We start from the raw sequence: 19,345 nt of genomic DNA on the forward strand, positions 1-19,345 counted from the left end.
TATGAAGTATAGCTTTTTTGTTTTAATTTGTTTTGTGACACTTTCTTCTTTCTCACAGGAAAAATCTTGGATTTATCTTCGGGCAAATGACTCACTTTTCAATCCAGAATTTTCGGAAGTAGATGATTATTTGATTTATTCAGGAGACGATACAAAACTTAAAAACATACTGCAGAAATATAAAATCTACGAGTTTAAAAAAACCTTTAAAAAAGCGAAAAAAGAAAACTTAAAAAAAACCTTTTTCGTAATTGCAGATACCGAATATATTCTTGAGGATTTACTCCAAAAGGCTCCCCATCTTTTCGATTCTGGCGAATTGATTGCTTCTGAAGATAAAAAAATATTCGAACCTAACGATTACGGATTAACCAGTACAATAGGAGCCAATAAAGGACCGCAAGCAAACTTAGATTATTTCGATTTTCTTAAAATGCCTAAGGCTTGGTACTACACAACCGGTTCTAAAGAAATGATAATCGGCATTTCTGATGCTGCCGTAGATACAACTAACGCAGAGTTTAAAGGAAAAACAAAAGTGTTTAGGGAATCTCCCTTAGCCAGTAGTCATGGCAATGGTATTTCGGGGGTTGCAGCAGCACAAGGGGACAATAGTTTTGGAATACCTGGTGTGTGTTATGATTGCTCTATATATGCAACAGATTATGGACATTTTAAAAATTTTGATCAACTGTTAGAGCTTTCTAGGGCTGGTGTAAAAGTGATAAACTGTAGCTGGGTAAGTTCTAGATATTACCAAACCGCCCAAGATGCTATAAACGAGATGTACCAAAACGGAACCATCCTTGTTGCAGCAGCAGGAAATACAGACTGGTCCAAGGCCAAAGGAGATAAACTGTATTACCCTGCTTCTTATGATCATGTAATTTCAGTGACTTCTGTAAGTTACAAACATGAAAATGTGGAAGACAACATCCTATTAAGTGAAACAGGCAATTATTATGGCGAAAATATTAGGGGGCATTTAAGTAGAACGCTGGGTTTTAAAAACAAGGAAGATTTAAAAGGGGCTTATAATTACGCTGTCGGTATGACTACGCTCAATCCAAAGGTAGATTTAGTAGCCCCGTCCAGTGGACAATTGCGTACCTCTAGTTTGATAATTAATAATAAAATTGAATACATTTGGGAAGCAAGTTCTCCCACCGCTCCCTTGGTTACGGGAACTATTGGCCTTATGTATTCCTTATATCCATGTTTGCCTACGGATGAAGTAGAAAGTATTTTAAAACTCACCGCTTGGAATATAGATGCTATTGGTGATAATATAAAATATAAAGGAAATTATGGAGCGGGTGCCTTACAAACCGGGGATGCGGTAGAAATGGTATATCAAATGGTTGCTGATACTGAAACAGTAACGATCGATAATCAAAACTTCTCGCGGTGGGATTTTAAACTGACTACCTATTCAGAAAAAACAGTTTTGAAAAATCAACAATTTACAGATGCTTCTACACTTGACTTGACATCAAAAAATCAAATTATTTTGTCTGAAAATACAATATTAAAGCCAGGTAAGAACGGAGGTATTCATCTTAAAATTAATCCAAGGCTAGAAAAAGAATGTGAATTGAAATTACGTGATCCAAATATTAAAAATTAACTTTATCTAGCATCTAGCATCTAGCATCTAGCATCTAGCATCTAATTAAACCGTTTTCTGCACCACCTCAAAAATTTGATTTTCGTCACATTTCAAGGTTTTGGAAGGATATTTTAAAAGCAAAGCATAATCGTGTGTGGCCATTAAAATAGTGTTGCCATTTTTATTGATTTCTTGCAATACTTGCATGACTTCCACACTAGTTTGTGGATCTAAATTTCCGGTTGGCTCATCTGCCAAAATTAATTCTGGGTCATTTAATAAGGCTCTAGCGATAGCTACACGTTGTTGTTCGCCCCCAGAAAGTTGATAGGGATATTTAAACGCTTTGGTTTTCATATCTACTTTTCCTAAGACCTCGTCAATTTTGGCATCCATTTTCTTTTTGTCTTTCCAGCCGGTTGCAGTTAAAACAAAGTGCAAGTTCTTTTTTACGGTACGGTCGTTTAGTAATTTAAAATCCTGAAACACAACACCTAGTTTTCTTCGTAAAAATGGAATATCTTTTTCTTTTAAAGTAGGTAAATCGTAACCTACAATTTCGCCTTTTCCTTCTTGTAGGGGTAGATCGCCGTAGAGTGTTTTCATAAAACTACTCTTTCCAGTTCCAGTTTTTCCTATTAAGTAGACAAATTCACCTTTTTCAACCCGTACGGAAACATCAGATAAAATGAGGTTTTCTCGTTGGTAAATGGCGGCATCTTTTAATTCTAAAACCGGTTGCGACATAATAGAGTATGATTTTTATTTAAGTTAAAACTTCAAATGTAATTTGAAATAGTATAAAGTACAATAGCTATGTAATTAATATTTAATACAAAGAATTATTGCTGCTTGTTTACCTTTTCTTTTAGTTTTTCAATCTCCTTTTGTTGCTGAAGCGTATAAATAGTAAGCTCTTCAACCTTTTTCAATAATAACAAGTTCATTTCTTTCAACGACATTCCTTCATTTTCCATTGTTTCAGCAGAAGGGATTTCTGGTAAATGGTTATGCTTTTTTAAATAAGCTTCCAGTTCGGGTAAGGCAAGAAGTTTGTAGGTTGGCATCATTTCCGAAGTGCCATTAAAAAAATATTCAAACACATAATCGGGGGCAACGGCGCCTTGTAAGTCGACCAAAACCTCTTGGGTGTGTATTTTACCTTTTACGGTTAACAACTCATCTGGTTGCTCGGTGCCAATACCAATCTTTCCATTTTTTTCGGTCATGTTTTTAAATGGATTGCGTTGGGCGTTCATAGTGAGTGCCGTAGCGGTTATAATCAATAAGATACATGTGTTTTTCATTATGGATTGTTTCTGAAATGAATCTTAAAAGTAATTGAATTTTTTTTAGGGCGTGCTAAAGGTTTCTTAAAAACATAATTATCACAAGCAAGTTTCGTTACAGATTAAGAGAATGATGTAATTTTGTTATCAAAAACCTCAAGCCCATGCGCAAAACCTTGCTCGCCTTTATCGCTTTTCTATTAATTTATACCGTAACGTTTTCACAGCAAACCGCTGTTTTAACTAACGGTTTAGTGGATTACAACAAAGCGATTGAATTGTACAACAACAACCAGTTTTTGGCTGCTCAAACGTTGTTTTCTAAAGTTAAATCTGCTACTGATGAAGAAACCATTGAAGGGGATTGCGCGTATTACGTTGCCAATTGTGCTGTGCGTTTGAATCAGCAGGATGCTGACCAGTTAATGGAAGAATTTGTGGAAGACTACCCCACCAGCATTAAGCGTAACGATGCATACATTAACGTAGCCAACTACTATTTTGAAAACGGAAAATACTCTCACGCCCGCAAATGGTATGATAAAGTAGATGAAAGTAGTTTAAGCCGAGGGGAAACAGAGAAATACAATTTTAATAATGGCTATGCATATTTTAAAAACAAGCGATATAGCGAAGCAAAAAAATATTTAAATCGTGTTTCAAATTCTCAAAAATACGGTTCTCAAGCGAAGTATTATTTAGGATATATCGCTTACGAAGGCGACGATTACGAACAAGCAAATCAGCAGTTTGAAGAAATTAAAGGTGATGAACGCTATTCAGAAGACTTATCCTACTACCAAGCTGATATGAATTTTAAATTGGGAGATTTTCAAAAAGCGATCGATTTAGGAAAAGAACAATACGATACTTCAAGTCCGCAGGAACGCAGTGAGCTTTCTAAAATTATCGGCGAAAGTTATTTCAACTTAGGGCAATATGCTGAGGCGATTCCGTATCTAAAAGAATATAAAGGCAAACGTGGTAAGTGGAACAATACCGATTACTACCAACTGGGCTATGCATATTACAAGCAAGGCGATTACCAGAGTGCGATTAACGAATTCAATAAAATTATCAACGGAAATAATTCCGTAGCACAAAATGCCTATTATCATTTAGCAGAAAGCTATTTAAAGTTAGACCAGAAACAGCAAGCGTTGAATGCCTTTAAAAATGCTTCGGAAATGAATTTTTCCGCAGAAATAAAAGAAGATGCTTTTTTAAATTATGCAAAACTGAGTTACGAAATAGGAAACAGTTACCAAAGTGCACCGCAGGTTTTACTGTCGTTTATTGAAGCTTATCCAGACAATAAAAATAACGAAGCCCTGCAAAACTTGTTGATCGATTCATACATCACATCAAAAAATTATAAAGCCGCAATGGAGCTGTTGGAAAACAACAAAGCGTTTGAAAATAAGTTGGCGTATCAAAAAGTGGCTTTTTTCCGTGGTGTAGAATTATATAATGAAGGGAATTATACCGAAGCGAAAACATTATTCAATAAGTCCTTACAAGAACCTCGCGATGCAAAATATACTGCAAGAGCTACCTACTGGAAAGCTGAAAGCGATTATCAATTGTCCGATTTTGACGAAGCATTAATTGGTTATAAACAATATCTACAACTACCGGAAGCAGCTTCCACACCAGAATATGACAATGCTCGGTACAACTTAGCGTATAACCAATTCAAGTTGAAAAACTATTCCGAAGCCATAACCAATTTTAAAGGATATTTGGAAAGTTCATCTGCAAACGGCGCTCGAAAACAGGATGCGTATTTACGATTGGGAGACAGTTATTTTGTGACCAGCCAATACTGGCCAGCGATGGAAAATTATAACAAAGCCATTGAAGTTGGTGCTGCGGATGAAGATTATGCCGCGTTTCAAAAAGCAATTAGTTATGGTTTTGTGGATAGAACCGAAGATAAAATTGAAGGGTTACAAAACTTCTTACGCACGTATGTGAAATCGGTTTACCGTGATGATGCTTTATATGAATTAGGAAACACCTACGTATCTCAAAATAAAAACAACGAAGCGTTAAGAACCTACGACAACTTGGTTCAAAACATCCCGAAAAGTATTTATAAACCAAGGGCCTTAATGAAAAAAGCGTTGATTTTGGACAATACAGGAAATAGTAATGAAGCGTTGGCTATTTTTAAGCAGGTAGCCAGTGAGTATCCTTCGACACCTGAAGCTGTGCAAGCTGTTTCTTCAGCAAAAATTATTTACATAGATCAAGGGCAAGTAGATCAATATGCCAATTGGGTGAATACGTTAGATTACGTTTCAGTAGAAGATAGCGAATTGGACGATGCTACTTACCAAGCTGCTGAAAAACCGTATTTGGAAAATAAAATCAGTCAAGCGATTAGCCGTTTTGAAGCGTATTTAAAAGAATTTCCAAATGGAAAGAATGCGTTAGACGCACACTTTTATTTAGGTCAGTTATATTTTGCTGAAACAGAAAAAGAGAAAGCCATTCCGCATTATGAATATGTGGTGTCTAGAGAGCAGAATGAATTTACAGAGCCAGCTTTGGCCCGAGTTTCAGAGCTGTATTTAGGAAAGAATAATTACGAAAAAGCTCTCAGTTATTTGAAGCGCTTGGAAATAAGTGCCGATTCACAACAGAATATCATATTCGCACAGACTAACAGCATGAAAGCTAGTTACGAGTTAAAACAATATGCTGAAGCGGTTGGGTACGCTGAAAAAGTGCTTCAGAATTCAAAAATCGACAACAGTATTAAAAGTGATGCGCAAATTATCATTGCACGGTCAGCGATGAAAACCAATGACGAAGCAAAAGCCAAAAAAGCATATGCTGAGGTTGGTAAGATAGCAACGGGCGAATTGGCTGCTGAAGCGTTGTATTATGATGCCTATTTTAAAAGAAAAGAAGGAAGCTTGAAGGCTTCGAATGAATCCATACAACAATTGGCAAAAGATTATCCGGGCTACAAATTATACGGTGCAAAAGGATTATTGCTAATGGCGAAGAATTTTTACGACTTAAAAGATGCGTATCAAGCCACTTATATTTTAGATAGCCTGATAAAAAACTTCAGTGATTTCACGGAAATAGTAGACGAAGCGAAAGCAGAACTATCCAAAATAAAAAATGCTGAGGCAAAAACAAACGCTTCGGTAGAAGCCGAAGAAAACTAATAACATCAATCAATTAAACAAAATTGCTACCTATGCAAATAGCTTCTAGTAACACAAAAAGTGTTTCATTTTTAAATAACTTTCAAAGAACAAACTCCCCCTTTGAAGGGGGATTGAGGGGGATGTTTTTCCTTGTTTTAGTCATGCTATTTTCTAACCTTTCTTTGTTAGCCCAAGATAAAGACGGGGAAGAGCAAGAAGATGATTTAGATACCGAAGTGGTAAACATTGTAAAACCATACACGCCAACAATTTCCGATGCTTTTAAGGTGAAAGAAACACCAATGCTGAATGATTCGGTTACTACACAGAAAAAAGAGGTGAAATACGAGATTTTTTCTGTTCCCGTAGCTTCCACTTTTACACCTGCTAAAGGAAAAGCGGAAACGGTTGAAAAAGCGAAACCGATTAAGTTGTATGACAATTACGCAACTTTAGGGTTTGGTAATTACACGTCTATTTTGGGTGAGCTGTACAGTAACTTTCAAATAAGCCGTACTGATAACGCCGGTTTTTATTTTCGACATAATTCCTCACAAGGTGATATTGATGGTGTTTTATTGGAAAACAAATACTATGACACCAAGTTAGATGCCAATTACAGCAGCCGACAGCGTTATACAAGTTATAAGCTAGATGCTGGAGTAGAGCATCAACTGTTTAATTGGTATGGTTTAAATGATTTTTATACACAAAACTTCGAAACAATTGGTTCTGAAATCGATCCACAGCAACAATATTATAGCGGGTATGTAGGTGGAAGTATTTCGGTAGACGATTCTTTTTTTGAAAAAGCCACAGCTAATATTCGATATACTGGCGATGCGTTTTCTTCTTCTGAAATCAATATTAATGCACAACCAGAGTTTTCATTTCCATTAACTGATTTAACTTTGAAAGTAGATGGAGATGTGGATTATCTAACGGGAAGTTTTGATAAGGGCTACCTCTCTTCCGAAGGAATTGATTATAGCTATTTAAACGCAGGAGTGATTCCTTCGTTAGTGTATGTAAATGAAGATTTATCGGTTTCCTTAGGGGCAGCTGCTTATGTAAGTTTAGATACTGAAAACAGTGAAACCGACTTCTTCTTGTATCCACGAATCAACGCTTCGTATCGTCTAGTTGATGAATTATTAATTGTCTATGGCGGGGCAGAAGGCGATTTAAAACAAAACACGTATTACGACTTCAAGGAAATCAATCCCTATGTGTCGCCTACTTTATTCATAGCACCGACGAGCCAGTTGTATGAAGGGTTTGCTGGTTTAAAAGGGAAGTTATCTAACTCTTTAGGTTATAACGTGCGCGCTTCTTACGGGAAAGATGAAAATAAAGCATTGTTTAAAGCCAACCAGTTTTCAACGGGAGCAACCACTGGAGAAGGATATGAGTACGGAAACTCTTTTAATGTAGTATATGATGATGTAAATATCTTGTCCGTTTTTGGAGAATTAAAAGTAGATGTTAACAGTGCATTTACATTAGGAGTAACGGGAGAATATTTTAGTTATGATACAACGAATGAGGCCGAGCCTTGGAACCTCCCAGAATTAAAAGCATCCTTATTTTCAAACTTCAAAATTACCGAACAGTTATATGGAGGCGCCTCATTATTTTACGTAGGGGAGCGTAAAGATTTGTATTCAAACATTTCATTACCATTTGAACCCATTATTTTAGAAGAACGAACGTTAGATGGGTATCTTGATGCAAACATTCATTTAGGATATAATATCAACGAACGATTATATGTTTTTGCGAAGGGAAGTAACTTGTTGAGCGATAATTACGAAAAATGGCTCAATTATCCGGTACAAGGAATTCAAGCTTTGGTAGGTGCTACCTATAAGTTTGATTGGTAATTCTTCTAAACTAAACCTTAAAACTGAGTTTATAACTATATAAATTTTCATAATAAAGAAAGCAGCTGCATTTACAGTTGCTTTCTTTATTTTTGCAACATATTTTAAAAATAGATTATGAAAAAATTATTCCCACTCTTTCTTTTAAGTTTATTAATTGCTTGTGCTCCGGAGAAAATACCTGCAGACCTTTTGGTGAAAAATGCCACTATTTATACAGTAAATGAAAATTTTGATACCGAAAATGCGTTTGTAGTTAAAGACGGAAAAATATTAGAAATAGGTATAAAACCTGAATTAGAGTTGAAATATAACATTGCTGAAACATACGATGCCAAAGGAAAAACAATTGTTCCAGGTTTAATTGATGGACACGCACACTTATATGGATTAGGATTGAATCTGCAAGATGTAGATCTAACCGAAACTACTAGTTATGATGAGGTTTTGGCGCGAGTGATAACTTTTCAGAAAGAAAAAAATAAAGACTACATTATCGGTCGCGGTTGGGATCAAAACGATTGGGAAGAAAAAGAATTCCCAACCAATAAAGAGTTAGATTCTCTTTTTCCTGAAACTCCTGTCGCACTTACTAGAATAGATGGTCACGCAATGATTGTAAATAGTAAAGCTTTAGAATTGGCGGGTATTACAACTGAAACTAAAATGGACGGAGGTGTCATTGGTGTAGAAAGTGGAAAACTTACTGGAGTTCTAGTTGATAGTCCTATGAGTTTGGTTGAAGAGTCTTTCCCTAAGCAGAATAGAAGTTATAATAAACAGGCTTTACTGGATGCTGAGCGTATTTGTTTAGAGATGGGATTGACAACTATTAACGACGCAGGGCTAGATAAAGAAGTAATAGAATTAATAGATAGTTTACAGCAACGTGATAGTATGGCATTGCGTGTATATGCTATGGTGAGCAATAAACCTAAGAACTTAGACTATTACCTAAACAACGGAAAAATTAAAACCGAGCGGTTAAATGTTCGGTCGGTAAAGGTGTATGCAGATGGAGCTTTAGGATCTCGAGGAGCAGCTATGCGAGACTCATATAGTGATATGCCGGGACATTTTGGTGCTATGATAACACCTGCCGATAGTTTACAAACGCTTGCCGATAAAATTGCTGCAGCCGACTTTCAAATGAATACTCATGCGATTGGCGATTCGGCTAATATTTCAGTTTTAAGAGCGTATAAAACGGCTTTAAAAGATAAAAACGATACTAGATGGAAAATAGAACACGCTCAAATTGTAACTGAAAAAGACTTTGATAAATTTTCAAAAAATATAATTCCGTCTGTACAACCTACACACGCTACAAGCGATATGTATTGGGCAGAAGACAGAGTAGGGTCAGAAAGAATAAAAGGCGCATACGCATATAAAACGCTACTGGAAAACGCAGGGATTGTTGTGTTGGGAACAGATTTTCCTGTTGAAAAAGTAAATCCAATGTATACTTTTTATGCTGCTGTAGCCCGTAAAGATTTGGAACACTACCCTGAAAATGGATTTCAGAAAAAAGATGCTTTGTCTAGAGAAGAAGCCTTAAAAGGAATGACCATTTGGGCAGCGTATTCTAATTTTGAGGAAGATGAAAAAGGTAGTATTGAAGAAGGTAAATTTGCTGATTTTACTGTCTTAGACCGGGATATTATGAAAGTTGAAGAAGACAGTATCCCTAATACCAAAGTAATAGCCACATTTATAGATGGTAAAAAAGAATTTAGTTTAGAAGAAGAATAAGTCTTAAGGCTTAGAACATATTACAGGTGTTTAAAAGAATTTAGAATATGGAGTATAGAATATAGCGAAAATGCTGAAGTATTGTAAAAAGTTTTTATTGACTCTAGCAGACTATTTTTCTAGTTTGTATTTCAACTTTTATGATTTTGCCTAAAGCCTAAAGCCTAAAGCTATTTCCCTCCTTTAGCTTGTAAGTCAGCAATACAAAGTGAGTCTAACTGTGGGACTGTTCCTCTACGCTCTAGAAAACGAGCCACTTCTCTGCGTTCTGTATTGGTAGCTTGAAAGTACATTAAACAATTTTCAACTACACAATGGCGAGAATTATCTAAGTCCTCGTGATTTTCAGGATGAATGTCATCATCAGTTATATTTACAAGTCCCAAAATATGTCCAAATTCGTGTTGCAAGGTCGTAATTTCAAGAGTTGTCAAGTCTGACCCTTGATTGTTGTCAATTAAGTCTTGAAGTGTTTTTTTGTAGATTACAATAGACGTGTTCTGGTAAGCCGTACCTAATGTTACCGTTTTATCAGTATCTTTGTTCGAATTTCCATTGGAAAAGAAAACATATACGGCCAAATCATCATCTGTTGTATAAGCAGTTCTGTTGTTTTCTTCAATTTCCTTTACTTCATCTATATCAAAAGGAGCACCTGTTGGTGTTTCAATGACGGTTTCTTTAATTATAATACCATTGGGTTTTGTAGCGCGTTCGTTTAAAAAAGAGGTTATTGCAATTTTGGTTTCTTCTGTTGGCTCAAAACCATTTGCGTAAACAAATTCAATGGTAAGACTATTATAAATATCGTTGGAAAGTATATCCTCTGCCGAAGTTCCTAAAGATTTTCTGTTCTCGGCGGTAGGATCATTTACGTTATCTGAGTCGTCATCCTTACAACCAGTAAATAAAAGCACTGAAAAAAAGAAAAGGAATAGGGTAGTAAGGGGAAATTTCATAATATAATCATTAATATTTATAGCAAACATACCCTTAAAATGAATATTTTAAAAATGGGTAGCTTTATTTTAACGCTTTTACTTGTAATTCAGTATGTAGCCGAAATAGTTTAAAAACCCTTTCAATCTATATATCTTATTTATTTGTGAGTTTTGCCAAATAGTCGTGGTGCTCTCCTCTATGTACAACCTTAAAATTAAATCCATTCTCTTGGCACTTTTTTTTAAAAAGAGCTTCATCTAAGTAAATCCAACTGAATGGAGCACTTTCCTCACCTTTGTATTTCATCACAAACTCCAACTCGCCGTAATAATGCGCTTCTGAAATATCTAAACCTTCTTCATCTGCAGCATCCCAAAGGTACTTTAAATCACTACTATCAATTAAAATTTGGCCGTCGGAAGTAAGTAACGATTTTAATTTCTGAAGATATTTTGAAACAAATTCCAGTTTCTGAAAAACACCGGTGCCGTTCATCAACAATAATATGGTGTCAAATTTTTTATTTTCCAGTTCAAGTAAATCAATATGCTCCACATGATCAACGCCTCGAAGTTTACAGACTTCAATGGCTCCTTTTGAAGTATCAATTGCGGTTACATTTAATCCCTGTTCCTGAAGGTATAGCGAATGGCTGCCTGCACCACACCCAACATCTAATGTTTTTCCATACGATAAATCGAGCGCTTTTTGTTCAACCTGTGGCATTTCAGCATAACTTCGGAATAAGTAGGGAAGAGGCATAACGTCTTCTTCAGTGATATTGGTTTCGGTTAGTATATCTTCCGTATAATTTCCGTGGTAATAATCAAGTAGTGCGGTGCCTATAATATCAGTCATAATGAGTTGCTGGGTTGTGAGTTGATGAGTTGATGAAATTTGTGAATATTATTATTTTCATCAAATATCATTTAACATTTAAAAATCGTAAATCGTGGCTTCGATACAATTTTATGGGTCAAAGCTTTTGCTGTTTTCTAATAAAAGTTTTCCCATAAAATCACTCAGCCACCGTATCTATATTTCGTCATTCGTAAATCGTACCTCGTACTTCAAAATTTGTACTTTTGCCATTGCTATGGAAGAAATCCTAAAACAACTCCCGCAACGCGCCAAAGATACACATAACGAGAACAAAAAGTTCTTTAAAAAACTGAAGCGTAAACCGCCAAAAAACTTAGATTCATTCATGCAAGAGTTGCACGATGAAGAGTTTGAACGTACCGATTGCCTTACTTGCGCAAACTGTTGTAAAACGACCGGCCCGCTTTTTACCCAAAAGGATATTGAGCGAATTGCCAAGCACTTTAAGATGAAACCAAGCAAATTTATTGAAACCTATTTGCAGATGGATGAAGAGAACGATTATGTGTTACAAAGCGTTCCGTGTACGTTTTTAGGCGAAGATAATTACTGCAGCATTTACGACGTTAGACCAAAAGCTTGCAAAGAATTCCCGCATACGGACCGGAAGAAATTCCAGCAAATTTCAAATTTAACCTTAAAAAATGTAGCCATTTGTCCAGCGGCGTTCAATATTGTGGAAGAGATGAAAAAACGATTGCCTTAGTCATTTCGAACGAAAGGAGAAATCGCATCCTGCTTGTTTTTATAAAAGAAACATCTCTTTAAATAAGAATATGCAGCCCAAGGCTAAGATTTATATAATTGGCCGACTTAAAGAAGGAGTCTAGTTGCGCTGGAGTTTTAATATTCATAAAGTCTCTTCGATAAGAACTTGAAAAATAAACTCCTACGGTTTTGTTGAGGTGATAGCTCACCGTCGGGATTATCCACAATGTAGTTGCAGTATCATTAAAATTATCACCTGAATTTCTATTATGATAATGTGTAATACCTACACCAGAAGCTATATTAGCGCGCCACGTATTGGTGTACAATAATTGGTATCCCAAAAGCGGTCCAAAGGAATGAATCTTGGAGTCGTTATAAGTACCAACTAACTGCTGGTTTGTTACATTACTGTGAAAATAGTTGTATTGCAGCCCGATTAAAAAAGGAGTATCAAAAAGATTCGCTAGAAACGAAAACTCTACACCACCTTTTTGTTCAAGAGCTTCATTTGCAAAATTATCCCCGAAGGCAATTGGGTTATAATAGCCAATTTTAAACATAGCGTAATGGTCGTCTTGTACAATATCACTCTTTTGTTCTAGAGGTTCCTCTTCTTCTTGGGCCTTGGCAACGGTGATAAAACCAATGCATAGCGCAATTAAAAGTAGCTTAGTATTCAAATTCATAGAAATTGGTTGCTTCAGTAAGTTCTATTAAAATAGTTTGAGGTTCCGCATCATTAAGTTGATACGTAAATTGTACAGTTGAGTTTTGTACCGAAAAAAATTCAGATTCAAAATTTGGATTTGTAGTATCTAAAACCTCAATTAAAGAGGTGGTTTCGTAGCATCTACTTGTATTTTGACTGGTTTCTTCGTCATCATAAATTTCACAAAAGGGTTCGGTATATTGAAGGGACCAATTTAATGTATTGTTTTCGCTACTAGTTTTTTCAATATTGAAAAGAAGTGTTGCTTTTCTACGTAAGGTGATATCTGAAAGGTTATAACCTTGTTGAAGTCGCTTATTGCTATAAATAATAGAATATGTCCCAAAGGAAGAGTTACCTCCTTCTGTATTCACATTAATAGTTAATTCATCAAATTTGGATTGTAGGGAAGTAAATTTAAAACTTCCAATGTTATCAGTACTACCTTCTCCCAATAGCAAGTTTTGGGTTTTAACCTTTATAGGGGTATTGGGAATCGCATTTCCTTCAAAGTCTATAACAGTACCTTCAATGGCAGTCCGCTCGTTTTCTTTAATTTCTGGTTCACAAGAATATAATATTATACTTATTAAAAAGAAGAGAAGAGGTATTTGTACTTTCAAATCGTGTGTATTTTTTACTAAAATATAAAAAGTATGCTTCCTTATTCAAAAAAGAAGTTTTTTATTCATAAAGTGTGTATTGTTTCCGCATCATATCATACTTTTCAAGATCTCTTAACCAAGTGGCCCTAATTTCAGGATACGTATACCCATTCTCTATTTGTTCTTGTAATTTGGTCGTACCGGCAAGATTGGTGAAAAAGTTATTGAAAAAGTCTTTTTTCTTTCCGAAGCCTACATACGCTTCAATAAGCCATTCTAGATTCAGCTTATCTAGATTTTTTTGTTTCCGAAGATCTAATCCATTGCAAGTTTCACCTTTAAACTTAGGGTGTTTCGCTCCATCATTAGCTTGTGGCGTAAACGTAAAAGGATAAAATTTTGAAGGCAAAGAAGGTGCGCCAAAAACCTGAAACTGCATATCGGTACCACGACCGGCGCTAACAATGGTTCCTTCAAAAAAACAGAGACTGGGGTAGAGGCTAATGGCCGTGTCGTTCGGTAAATTGGGAGACGGTTTTACGGGTAACGAATATGCTTTTTGGTGGTTGTAATTCTTAACTTTAATTATTTGAAGTTCAGCTTTTACATTGTTTTTTAACCATCCTTGACCATTAATCATTTTTGCATATTCCCCAATCGTCATTCCGTGAACAACTGGTACAGGGTGCATACCAACAAAACTAGAGTGTTGAGGTTCTAAAACAGGACCGTCTATATAATGTCCGTTAGGGTTTGGCCTATCTAGAATAAGGACAGGAATATTCGCTTCGGCACAGGCTTCCATCACATAATGCAAAGTTGAAATATAGGTGTAAAACCGCGCGCCTACATCTTGAATATCAAAAATCATGATATCAATTCCTTCTATTTGTGTAGGAGATGGTTTTTTGTTTTTTCCGTAGAGCGAAATAATGGGCAATCCAGTTTTCGTATCAACACCATCTTTAACTACTTCGCCGGCATCTGCTTTTCCTCGGAACCCGTGTTCTGGGGCAAATACTTTTTTTAAATTGATGTTTTCAGAAACTAAAAAATCCACTAAGTGTTTAGAATTGTTATCCACTCTCGACGTTTGATTCGCAACTACACCAACCGATTTATTATTTAGCATTTCAGAATACAATGAAAATTGATCTGCACCAACCATGATAGACTTTTCAGCTAGCGTTCCGTCTTCTGTTTTAAGGGTTCCAACTTCTACTTCATATTTTTTGTTGTTTTCAGCTCTTTTTCTCTTTCGTTCCAGATCTCGATCGTTATCTTCTTTTATATCTGCTCCTACTTCAATATATTGTTCGAGTGTACTTTGTTTTACAGGCTCTTTTTCGGTAACTGAAGTTCCGCAGGAAAAAAAACTGAAAAGCAGAATGAAAACTGTATTTTTGAGTACTAATAACTGCATAACCCAATTTGTGAATTTCGAATTTTTCATCGCCCGGCGCATAATTGCTTCCAAGGACTATAAAAGTAGTATTTCGGCACCAATAATAAAAATTGCCATCACGGCAATTGCTATTGGCATTATTATGATGTTGGTTTCTATTGCCACGGGGGTTGGGCTTCAGGAAAAAATTCGCGAAAAAGTTTCTGCTTTTAACGGAGATATTATAATCACCAATTTTGACACTAATTTCTCCAACGACTCGCAAATTCCTATTTCAAAAAATCAAGATTTTTATCCTAACTTTCCGAGTGTTGACGGTATCGACCATATACAGGTTACTGCTTTAAAAGGTGGTGTGATTCGAACTGCCGAAAATTTTGAAGGTATTGTGGTAAAAGGTGTTGGTGATGATTACAACTGGAATGCTTTCAGTGATTTTATAATTGAAGGTAGGTTGCCTAATTATTCTGAAAACCTAAACGATGAAATTTTAATTTCACAATATCTGGCTAATCGATTGACCTTTAAGGTTGGAGATCGAGTAAATACTTTCTTTTTACAAGATGCTGAAAATAAGAAAACACGAAGCCTTGGCTTACAAATAGTCGGAATCTATAATAGCGGTTTTCAGCAGTTTGATGAGCAATATTTAATAACAGATATTCGCCACATTCAACGCCTTAACAAATGGGACGATGACCAAATAGGTGCTTTTGAAGTTTTTGTTGATGACTTTGATAACATTCAAGAGGTAGGAAATGCGGTATATAACGAGACTGCCAGCACACTCGATACACAAACCATTCGGCAAAAATATGGGGCTATTTTTGAATGGCTCGATCTGTTTGATTTCAATATTTTTCTTATAATCGGAATCATGATTTTAGTAGCTGGAATTAATATGATTACCGCTTTACTAGTGTTGATTTTAGAACGCACTCAAATGATCGGTATTTTAAAAGCATTGGGCAGTAACGATTGGAGCGTGCGGAAAGTGTTTATATATAACGCCATGTACCTAATTGGCGTGGGGTTATTTTGGGGAAACTTAATAGGATTGGGACTTTTATTTATTCAGAAATATTTTAAACTATTTCCATTAAACCCAGACACGTATTATGTTACCGAAGCACCTGTATATATTGATGCTGGGTACATTTTACTGTTGAATGGCGGTACTTTTCTTTTATGTTTATTGATGCTGTTAATACCATCTTATATTATTGCTAAAATCTCCCCAGTAAAAGCCATTCGGTTTGAATAATATAAAATCTTGTAGTTCATTTGGCTAAACCGTACCTTTGCCCCGCATAAAATACAGCTATGAAATACGCAGAAAATATATTAGGGACTATAGGCAATACGCCATTGGTGAAAATTAATAAACTAGCGGAAGAAATCCCTGCTTTAGTCCTTGCAAAATACGAAACATTTAACCCTGGAAATTCGGTGAAAGACCGAATGGCAGTAAAAATGATTGAAGAAGCCGAAGCCGATGGTCGCTTAAAACCTGGCGGAACTATTATTGAAGGAACTTCAGGAAATACTGGAATGGGTCTGGCACTGGGGGCAATCGTGAAAGGTTATAAGATGGTTTGCGTAATCAGCGATAAGCAGAGTAAGGAGAAAATGGACATTTTACGAGCTGTAGGAAGTGAAGTAGTGGTGTGCCCTAACGATGTAGAACCAGACGATCCTCGTTCGTATTACTCTACTTCTAAGCGTTTAGCTGAAGAAACTCCAAATAGTTGGTATGTAAATCAGTATGACAACCCAAGTAATGCCAAAGCACATTACGAAAGCACCGGACCAGAAATTTGGGAACAAACCGAAGGGAAAATTACACACTTTGTAGTAGGTGTTGGAACTGGCGGAACCATTAGTGGTGTTGGTAAATATCTAAAAGAAAAGAATCCTGACATTAAAATCTGGGGTATCGATACCTACGGAAGTGTTTTTAAAAAATACCACGAAACCGGAGAATTTGATGAAAATGAAATTTACCCATACATCACCGAAGGAATTGGCGAAGATATTCTTCCAGCCAATGTAGATTTTGATATTATTGATGGCTTTACCAAAGTGACGGATAAAGATGCAGCGGTTTATACACGAAAATTAGCGGAAGTAGAAGGTATGTTTTTAGGAAATTCAGCCGGGGCAGCTATGAAAGGCTTGCTTCAGTTAAAAGAAGAATTTACCAAAGACGATGTGGTAGTTGTTTTATTTCACGACCATGGAAGTCGCTACGTAGCCAAAATCTATAATGACGATTGGATGCGTGAGCAAGGTTTTATTGAATAATTTTTCAGAAATTTATATTTATAAATCCCGTTCCATTGTATTTGGAGCGGGATTTTTTTACTTTTAGAGAGTCATGAAACGTGAAGCACAAAAATTGTTTAAATATTTACGCACCAAACCAGTGCCTGTAAACACGCGCGAAATACTCGCTTTAGAGCGTACCAAGCTTGCGAACGAACGAACACTCCTAGCTTACATAAAAGCTTCTTTATACCTATTGTTAGGTGGCTTGGCATTATTAGGTCTTAAAGATTTTCAAAGTATTCGCTGGTTAGGGTATGTCGCTCTGGTGGTTTGTATCGTCTTTTTGGGGGTTGGTATTATGCGTTACATTGTCTTAAACAGAAGGCTTTATAAATGGCATCGGGTTTTGTTTACCGATACCATTCCTGAAGACTCTGGTAAAAGCTCAGATAGTACAGCTTCATAATAAAGTGTATATTCGTTACTGAAACTCCCCGTAACTTTTTCTAATCATGAAAGAAGATTTTCTGCATTACTTGTGGAAGTTTCAGAAATTTACCACCACTCAACTAAACACTACAGACGGACAGCCTGTGAAAATACTTTCTGTAGGGCGGCATAATCACGATTCTGGCCCCGACTTTTTTAATGCGAAACTTTCAATAGGAGATCAATTATGGGCGGGAAATGTTGAAATTCATATAAAATCTTCAGATTGGTATGCGCACCATCACGAAAAAGATACGGCTTACGATTCTGTAATTCTACACGTGGTTTGGGAACACGATGCTGAGGTTTTTACGAAAAATGACGCCTCGATTCCAACAGTAGAGATTAAGAATGTTATAAACGATTACACGTTACAAAAGTACCGGAAACTAGTTTCGAAAAGAAATCAATGGATTCCTTGTGAGCAAGATTTTTCAAAGGTTGATGATTTTACAATAAACAATTGGTTAGAACGCTTGTATTTTGAACGACTCCAACAAAAATCTAAGTTGATTTTAAAAGAATTGAAAGAATCCAATAATCACTGGGAAGCTGTTTTATTTAAATTGCTTGCAAAGAATTTTGGTTTAAAAGTAAATGGCGACTCTTTTTATAGCATAGCACAATCGATTGAATTTTCAGTAATAAAAAAGTGTGCGGAAAAACCGTTGGAATTGGAAGCTTTACTTTTAGGGCAAGGAGGTTTATTACATACGAGTAATGAAGACCCTTATCTTAAAGAGCTCTATAAAACGTATAGTTATTTGGCGCATAAATTTCATCTTTCAAATGCTGAAGTTGTAGCGCCTAAATATTTTAGGTTACGGCCTCCAAATTTTCCTACAATTCGTTTATCGCAATTGGCGATGCTGTATCGAGAGCAACAGCAATTGTTCTCAAAACTTATTTCTATTTCAGAAAAATCAATGTTTTATGAGGTTTTCAATGTCACTGCTTCAGAATATTGGAATACTCATTATAACTTTGGAGTGGTTTCAACAAAAAGAAAAAAGAAACTCACTAAATCTTTTATCGACTTACTGCTTATCAATACGGTTATTCCACTAAAGTTTTGTTACGCGAATTCTATTAAAAAAGATATATCCGAAGAGCTTATCCAGCTTACTTCTTCCATAGATAAGGAAGAAAATAATATTATTAAAAAATTCAACCAATTAAAACCAATTGCAAAAAACGCATTAGAATCGCAGAGTTTACTTCAATTAAAAAACGAATATTGTGATAAAGTAAAGTGTTTACAGTGCGCGGTAGGTAATGCCGTTTTATCTACAAGAAAAACTTAATTTGGTATGATTACACCCTAACTTTAAGAATGTAGCGAAAAAATAGTATTTTGCAAGTATGTTAAAAGCAATATACCGCATACGGTATTTTTTTGAAAAACGTGGTTTTTATGTAAGCTCACGTTTGGCCGATCGTTTAGGAATACGAGTAAAAAATGTACGCCTTTTTTTTATCTATCTTTCCTTCGCAACATTAGGCGTAGGGTTTGCAATTTATGTAACATTTGCTTTTTGGTTGCGTTTAAAAGATTTAGTGTACGCTAAACGCACCTCGGTTTTCGATTTATAATATCTTTTATAAAGTGAAAATAAATGATGATGAAAAAT

At 35.8% G+C, this 19,345-nt stretch carries 17 protein-coding genes; 10 read left to right on the forward strand and 7 right to left on the reverse strand.

Features of this window, described 5'->3' with window-relative positions; genetic code table 11:
• The first annotated feature begins 1 nt into the window (after position 1).
• A complete protein-coding gene (locus tag AACZ92_RS06605) occupies positions 2-1,627 on the forward strand; it encodes a S8/S53 family peptidase (RefSeq protein ID WP_339698702.1) in 1,626 nt (541 codons plus the stop codon).
• Positions 1,628-1,672: 45 nt separating this feature from the next.
• Here the strand turns inward: AACZ92_RS06605 and AACZ92_RS06610 are convergent, their stop codons facing one another.
• Entirely contained in the window at positions 1,673-2,356 is a 684-nt protein-coding gene (locus AACZ92_RS06610) for an ATP-binding cassette domain-containing protein (protein WP_339698705.1), read from the reverse strand.
• Between the two features lie 95 nt (positions 2,357-2,451).
• Positions 2,452-2,916, reverse strand: a complete 465-nt coding sequence (locus AACZ92_RS06615) for a hypothetical protein (protein WP_339698708.1) — start codon at positions 2,914-2,916, stop codon at positions 2,452-2,454.
• Positions 2,917-3,062: 146 nt separating this feature from the next.
• On the opposite strand from AACZ92_RS06615, the gene AACZ92_RS06620 reads away from it, so the two are divergent.
• The 3 genes from AACZ92_RS06620 (at position 3,063) to AACZ92_RS06630 (ending at position 9,703) form a co-directional block, all read left to right on the forward strand.
• Complete coding sequence (locus AACZ92_RS06620; RefSeq protein WP_339698711.1) at positions 3,063-6,083, forward strand: tetratricopeptide repeat protein; 3,021 nt, start codon at positions 3,063-3,065, stop codon at positions 6,081-6,083.
• A 143-nt stretch (positions 6,084-6,226) separates the two neighbouring features.
• The gene (locus AACZ92_RS06625) at positions 6,227-7,948 is read left to right on the forward strand and encodes a TonB-dependent receptor (protein ID WP_339698714.1); all 1,722 of its coding nucleotides are present in this window, start codon (positions 6,227-6,229) and stop codon (positions 7,946-7,948) included.
• Between the two features lie 117 nt (positions 7,949-8,065).
• Positions 8,066-9,703, forward strand: coding sequence for an amidohydrolase family protein (locus AACZ92_RS06630; protein WP_339698716.1), 1,638 nt, complete (start codon positions 8,066-8,068; stop codon positions 9,701-9,703).
• A 170-nt stretch (positions 9,704-9,873) separates the two neighbouring features.
• Here AACZ92_RS06630 and AACZ92_RS06635 read toward each other — a convergent pair whose 3' ends face one another.
• The gene (locus tag AACZ92_RS06635; RefSeq protein WP_339698719.1) at positions 9,874-10,662 is read right to left on the reverse strand and encodes a membrane metalloprotease; all 789 of its coding nucleotides are present in this window, start codon (positions 10,660-10,662) and stop codon (positions 9,874-9,876) included.
• A gap of 136 nt (positions 10,663-10,798) precedes the next feature.
• Positions 10,799-11,503: a class I SAM-dependent methyltransferase gene (locus tag AACZ92_RS06640; protein ID WP_339698722.1), complete on the reverse strand. Its 705-nt coding sequence runs from the start codon at positions 11,501-11,503 to the stop codon at positions 10,799-10,801.
• Positions 11,504-11,741: 238 nt separating this feature from the next.
• Here AACZ92_RS06640 and AACZ92_RS06645 point away from each other — a divergent pair, with 238 nt between their 5' ends.
• Positions 11,742-12,233 carry a YkgJ family cysteine cluster protein gene (locus tag AACZ92_RS06645; protein WP_339698725.1) on the forward strand — a complete coding sequence of 164 codons (492 nt, stop codon included), beginning with the start codon at positions 11,742-11,744 and terminating at the stop codon, positions 12,231-12,233.
• A gap of 58 nt (positions 12,234-12,291) precedes the next feature.
• Here the strand turns inward: AACZ92_RS06645 and AACZ92_RS06650 are convergent, their stop codons facing one another.
• The 3 genes from AACZ92_RS06650 to AACZ92_RS06660 form a co-directional block, all read right to left on the reverse strand.
• Complete coding sequence (locus AACZ92_RS06650) at positions 12,292-12,924, reverse strand: hypothetical protein (RefSeq protein ID WP_339698728.1); 633 nt, start codon at positions 12,922-12,924, stop codon at positions 12,292-12,294.
• Entirely contained in the window at positions 12,908-13,570 is a 663-nt protein-coding gene (locus AACZ92_RS06655; protein ID WP_339698731.1) for a hypothetical protein, read from the reverse strand. The genes AACZ92_RS06650 and AACZ92_RS06655 overlap by 17 nt, the downstream gene beginning before the upstream one ends.
• Positions 13,571-13,631: 61 nt before the next feature.
• Complete coding sequence (locus AACZ92_RS06660) at positions 13,632-14,975, reverse strand: DUF1343 domain-containing protein (protein WP_339698734.1); 1,344 nt, start codon at positions 14,973-14,975, stop codon at positions 13,632-13,634.
• Between the two features lie 10 nt (positions 14,976-14,985).
• On the opposite strand from AACZ92_RS06660, the gene AACZ92_RS06665 reads away from it, so the two are divergent.
• The 5 genes from AACZ92_RS06665 to AACZ92_RS06685 all read left to right on the forward strand — a co-directional run bounded on the left by AACZ92_RS06665 (position 14,986) and on the right by AACZ92_RS06685 (position 19,307).
• The gene (locus AACZ92_RS06665; protein ID WP_339698781.1) at positions 14,986-16,221 is read left to right on the forward strand and encodes an FtsX-like permease family protein; all 1,236 of its coding nucleotides are present in this window, start codon (positions 14,986-14,988) and stop codon (positions 16,219-16,221) included.
• A 59-nt stretch (positions 16,222-16,280) separates the two neighbouring features.
• A complete protein-coding gene (locus AACZ92_RS06670) occupies positions 16,281-17,261 on the forward strand; it encodes a cysteine synthase family protein (RefSeq protein ID WP_339698737.1) in 981 nt (326 codons plus the stop codon).
• Between the two features lie 73 nt (positions 17,262-17,334).
• Positions 17,335-17,691 (forward strand): DUF202 domain-containing protein, encoded by a 357-nt coding sequence (locus AACZ92_RS06675; RefSeq protein ID WP_339698740.1) that lies wholly within the window; start codon positions 17,335-17,337, stop codon positions 17,689-17,691.
• A gap of 46 nt (positions 17,692-17,737) precedes the next feature.
• A complete protein-coding gene (locus AACZ92_RS06680; RefSeq protein WP_339698743.1) occupies positions 17,738-19,018 on the forward strand; it encodes a DUF2851 family protein in 1,281 nt (426 codons plus the stop codon).
• 58 nt (positions 19,019-19,076) lie between these two features.
• The gene (locus AACZ92_RS06685; protein ID WP_339698746.1) at positions 19,077-19,307 is read left to right on the forward strand and encodes a PspC domain-containing protein; all 231 of its coding nucleotides are present in this window, start codon (positions 19,077-19,079) and stop codon (positions 19,305-19,307) included.
• Positions 19,308-19,345 lie beyond the last annotated feature (38 nt).

This window comes from uncultured Marixanthomonas sp. (assembly GCF_963974425.1).
Lineage (GTDB): Bacteria > Bacteroidota > Bacteroidia > Flavobacteriales > Flavobacteriaceae > Marixanthomonas.

Coding starts and splice junctions, on each gene's coding strand:
- AACZ92_RS06605 (WP_339698702.1), top strand. CDS start 2: ATGAAGTATAGCTTTTTTGTTTTAATTTGTTTTGTGACACTTTCTTCT.
- AACZ92_RS06610 (WP_339698705.1), bottom strand. CDS start 2,356: ATGTCGCAACCGGTTTTAGAATTAAAAGATGCCGCCATTTACCAACGA.
- AACZ92_RS06615 (WP_339698708.1), bottom strand. CDS start 2,916: ATGAAAAACACATGTATCTTATTGATTATAACCGCTACGGCACTCACT.
- AACZ92_RS06620 (WP_339698711.1), top strand. CDS start 3,063: ATGCGCAAAACCTTGCTCGCCTTTATCGCTTTTCTATTAATTTATACC.
- AACZ92_RS06625 (WP_339698714.1), top strand. CDS start 6,227: ATGCTATTTTCTAACCTTTCTTTGTTAGCCCAAGATAAAGACGGGGAA.
- AACZ92_RS06630 (WP_339698716.1), top strand. CDS start 8,066: ATGAAAAAATTATTCCCACTCTTTCTTTTAAGTTTATTAATTGCTTGT.
- AACZ92_RS06635 (WP_339698719.1), bottom strand. CDS start 10,662: ATGAAATTTCCCCTTACTACCCTATTCCTTTTCTTTTTTTCAGTGCTT.
- AACZ92_RS06640 (WP_339698722.1), bottom strand. CDS start 11,503: ATGACTGATATTATAGGCACCGCACTACTTGATTATTACCACGGAAAT.
- AACZ92_RS06645 (WP_339698725.1), top strand. CDS start 11,742: ATGGAAGAAATCCTAAAACAACTCCCGCAACGCGCCAAAGATACACAT.
- AACZ92_RS06650 (WP_339698728.1), bottom strand. CDS start 12,924: ATGAATTTGAATACTAAGCTACTTTTAATTGCGCTATGCATTGGTTTT.
- AACZ92_RS06660 (WP_339698734.1), bottom strand. CDS start 14,975: ATGCAGTTATTAGTACTCAAAAATACAGTTTTCATTCTGCTTTTCAGT.
- AACZ92_RS06670 (WP_339698737.1), top strand. CDS start 16,281: ATGAAATACGCAGAAAATATATTAGGGACTATAGGCAATACGCCATTG.
- AACZ92_RS06675 (WP_339698740.1), top strand. CDS start 17,335: ATGAAACGTGAAGCACAAAAATTGTTTAAATATTTACGCACCAAACCA.
- AACZ92_RS06680 (WP_339698743.1), top strand. CDS start 17,738: ATGAAAGAAGATTTTCTGCATTACTTGTGGAAGTTTCAGAAATTTACC.
- AACZ92_RS06685 (WP_339698746.1), top strand. CDS start 19,077: ATGTTAAAAGCAATATACCGCATACGGTATTTTTTTGAAAAACGTGGT.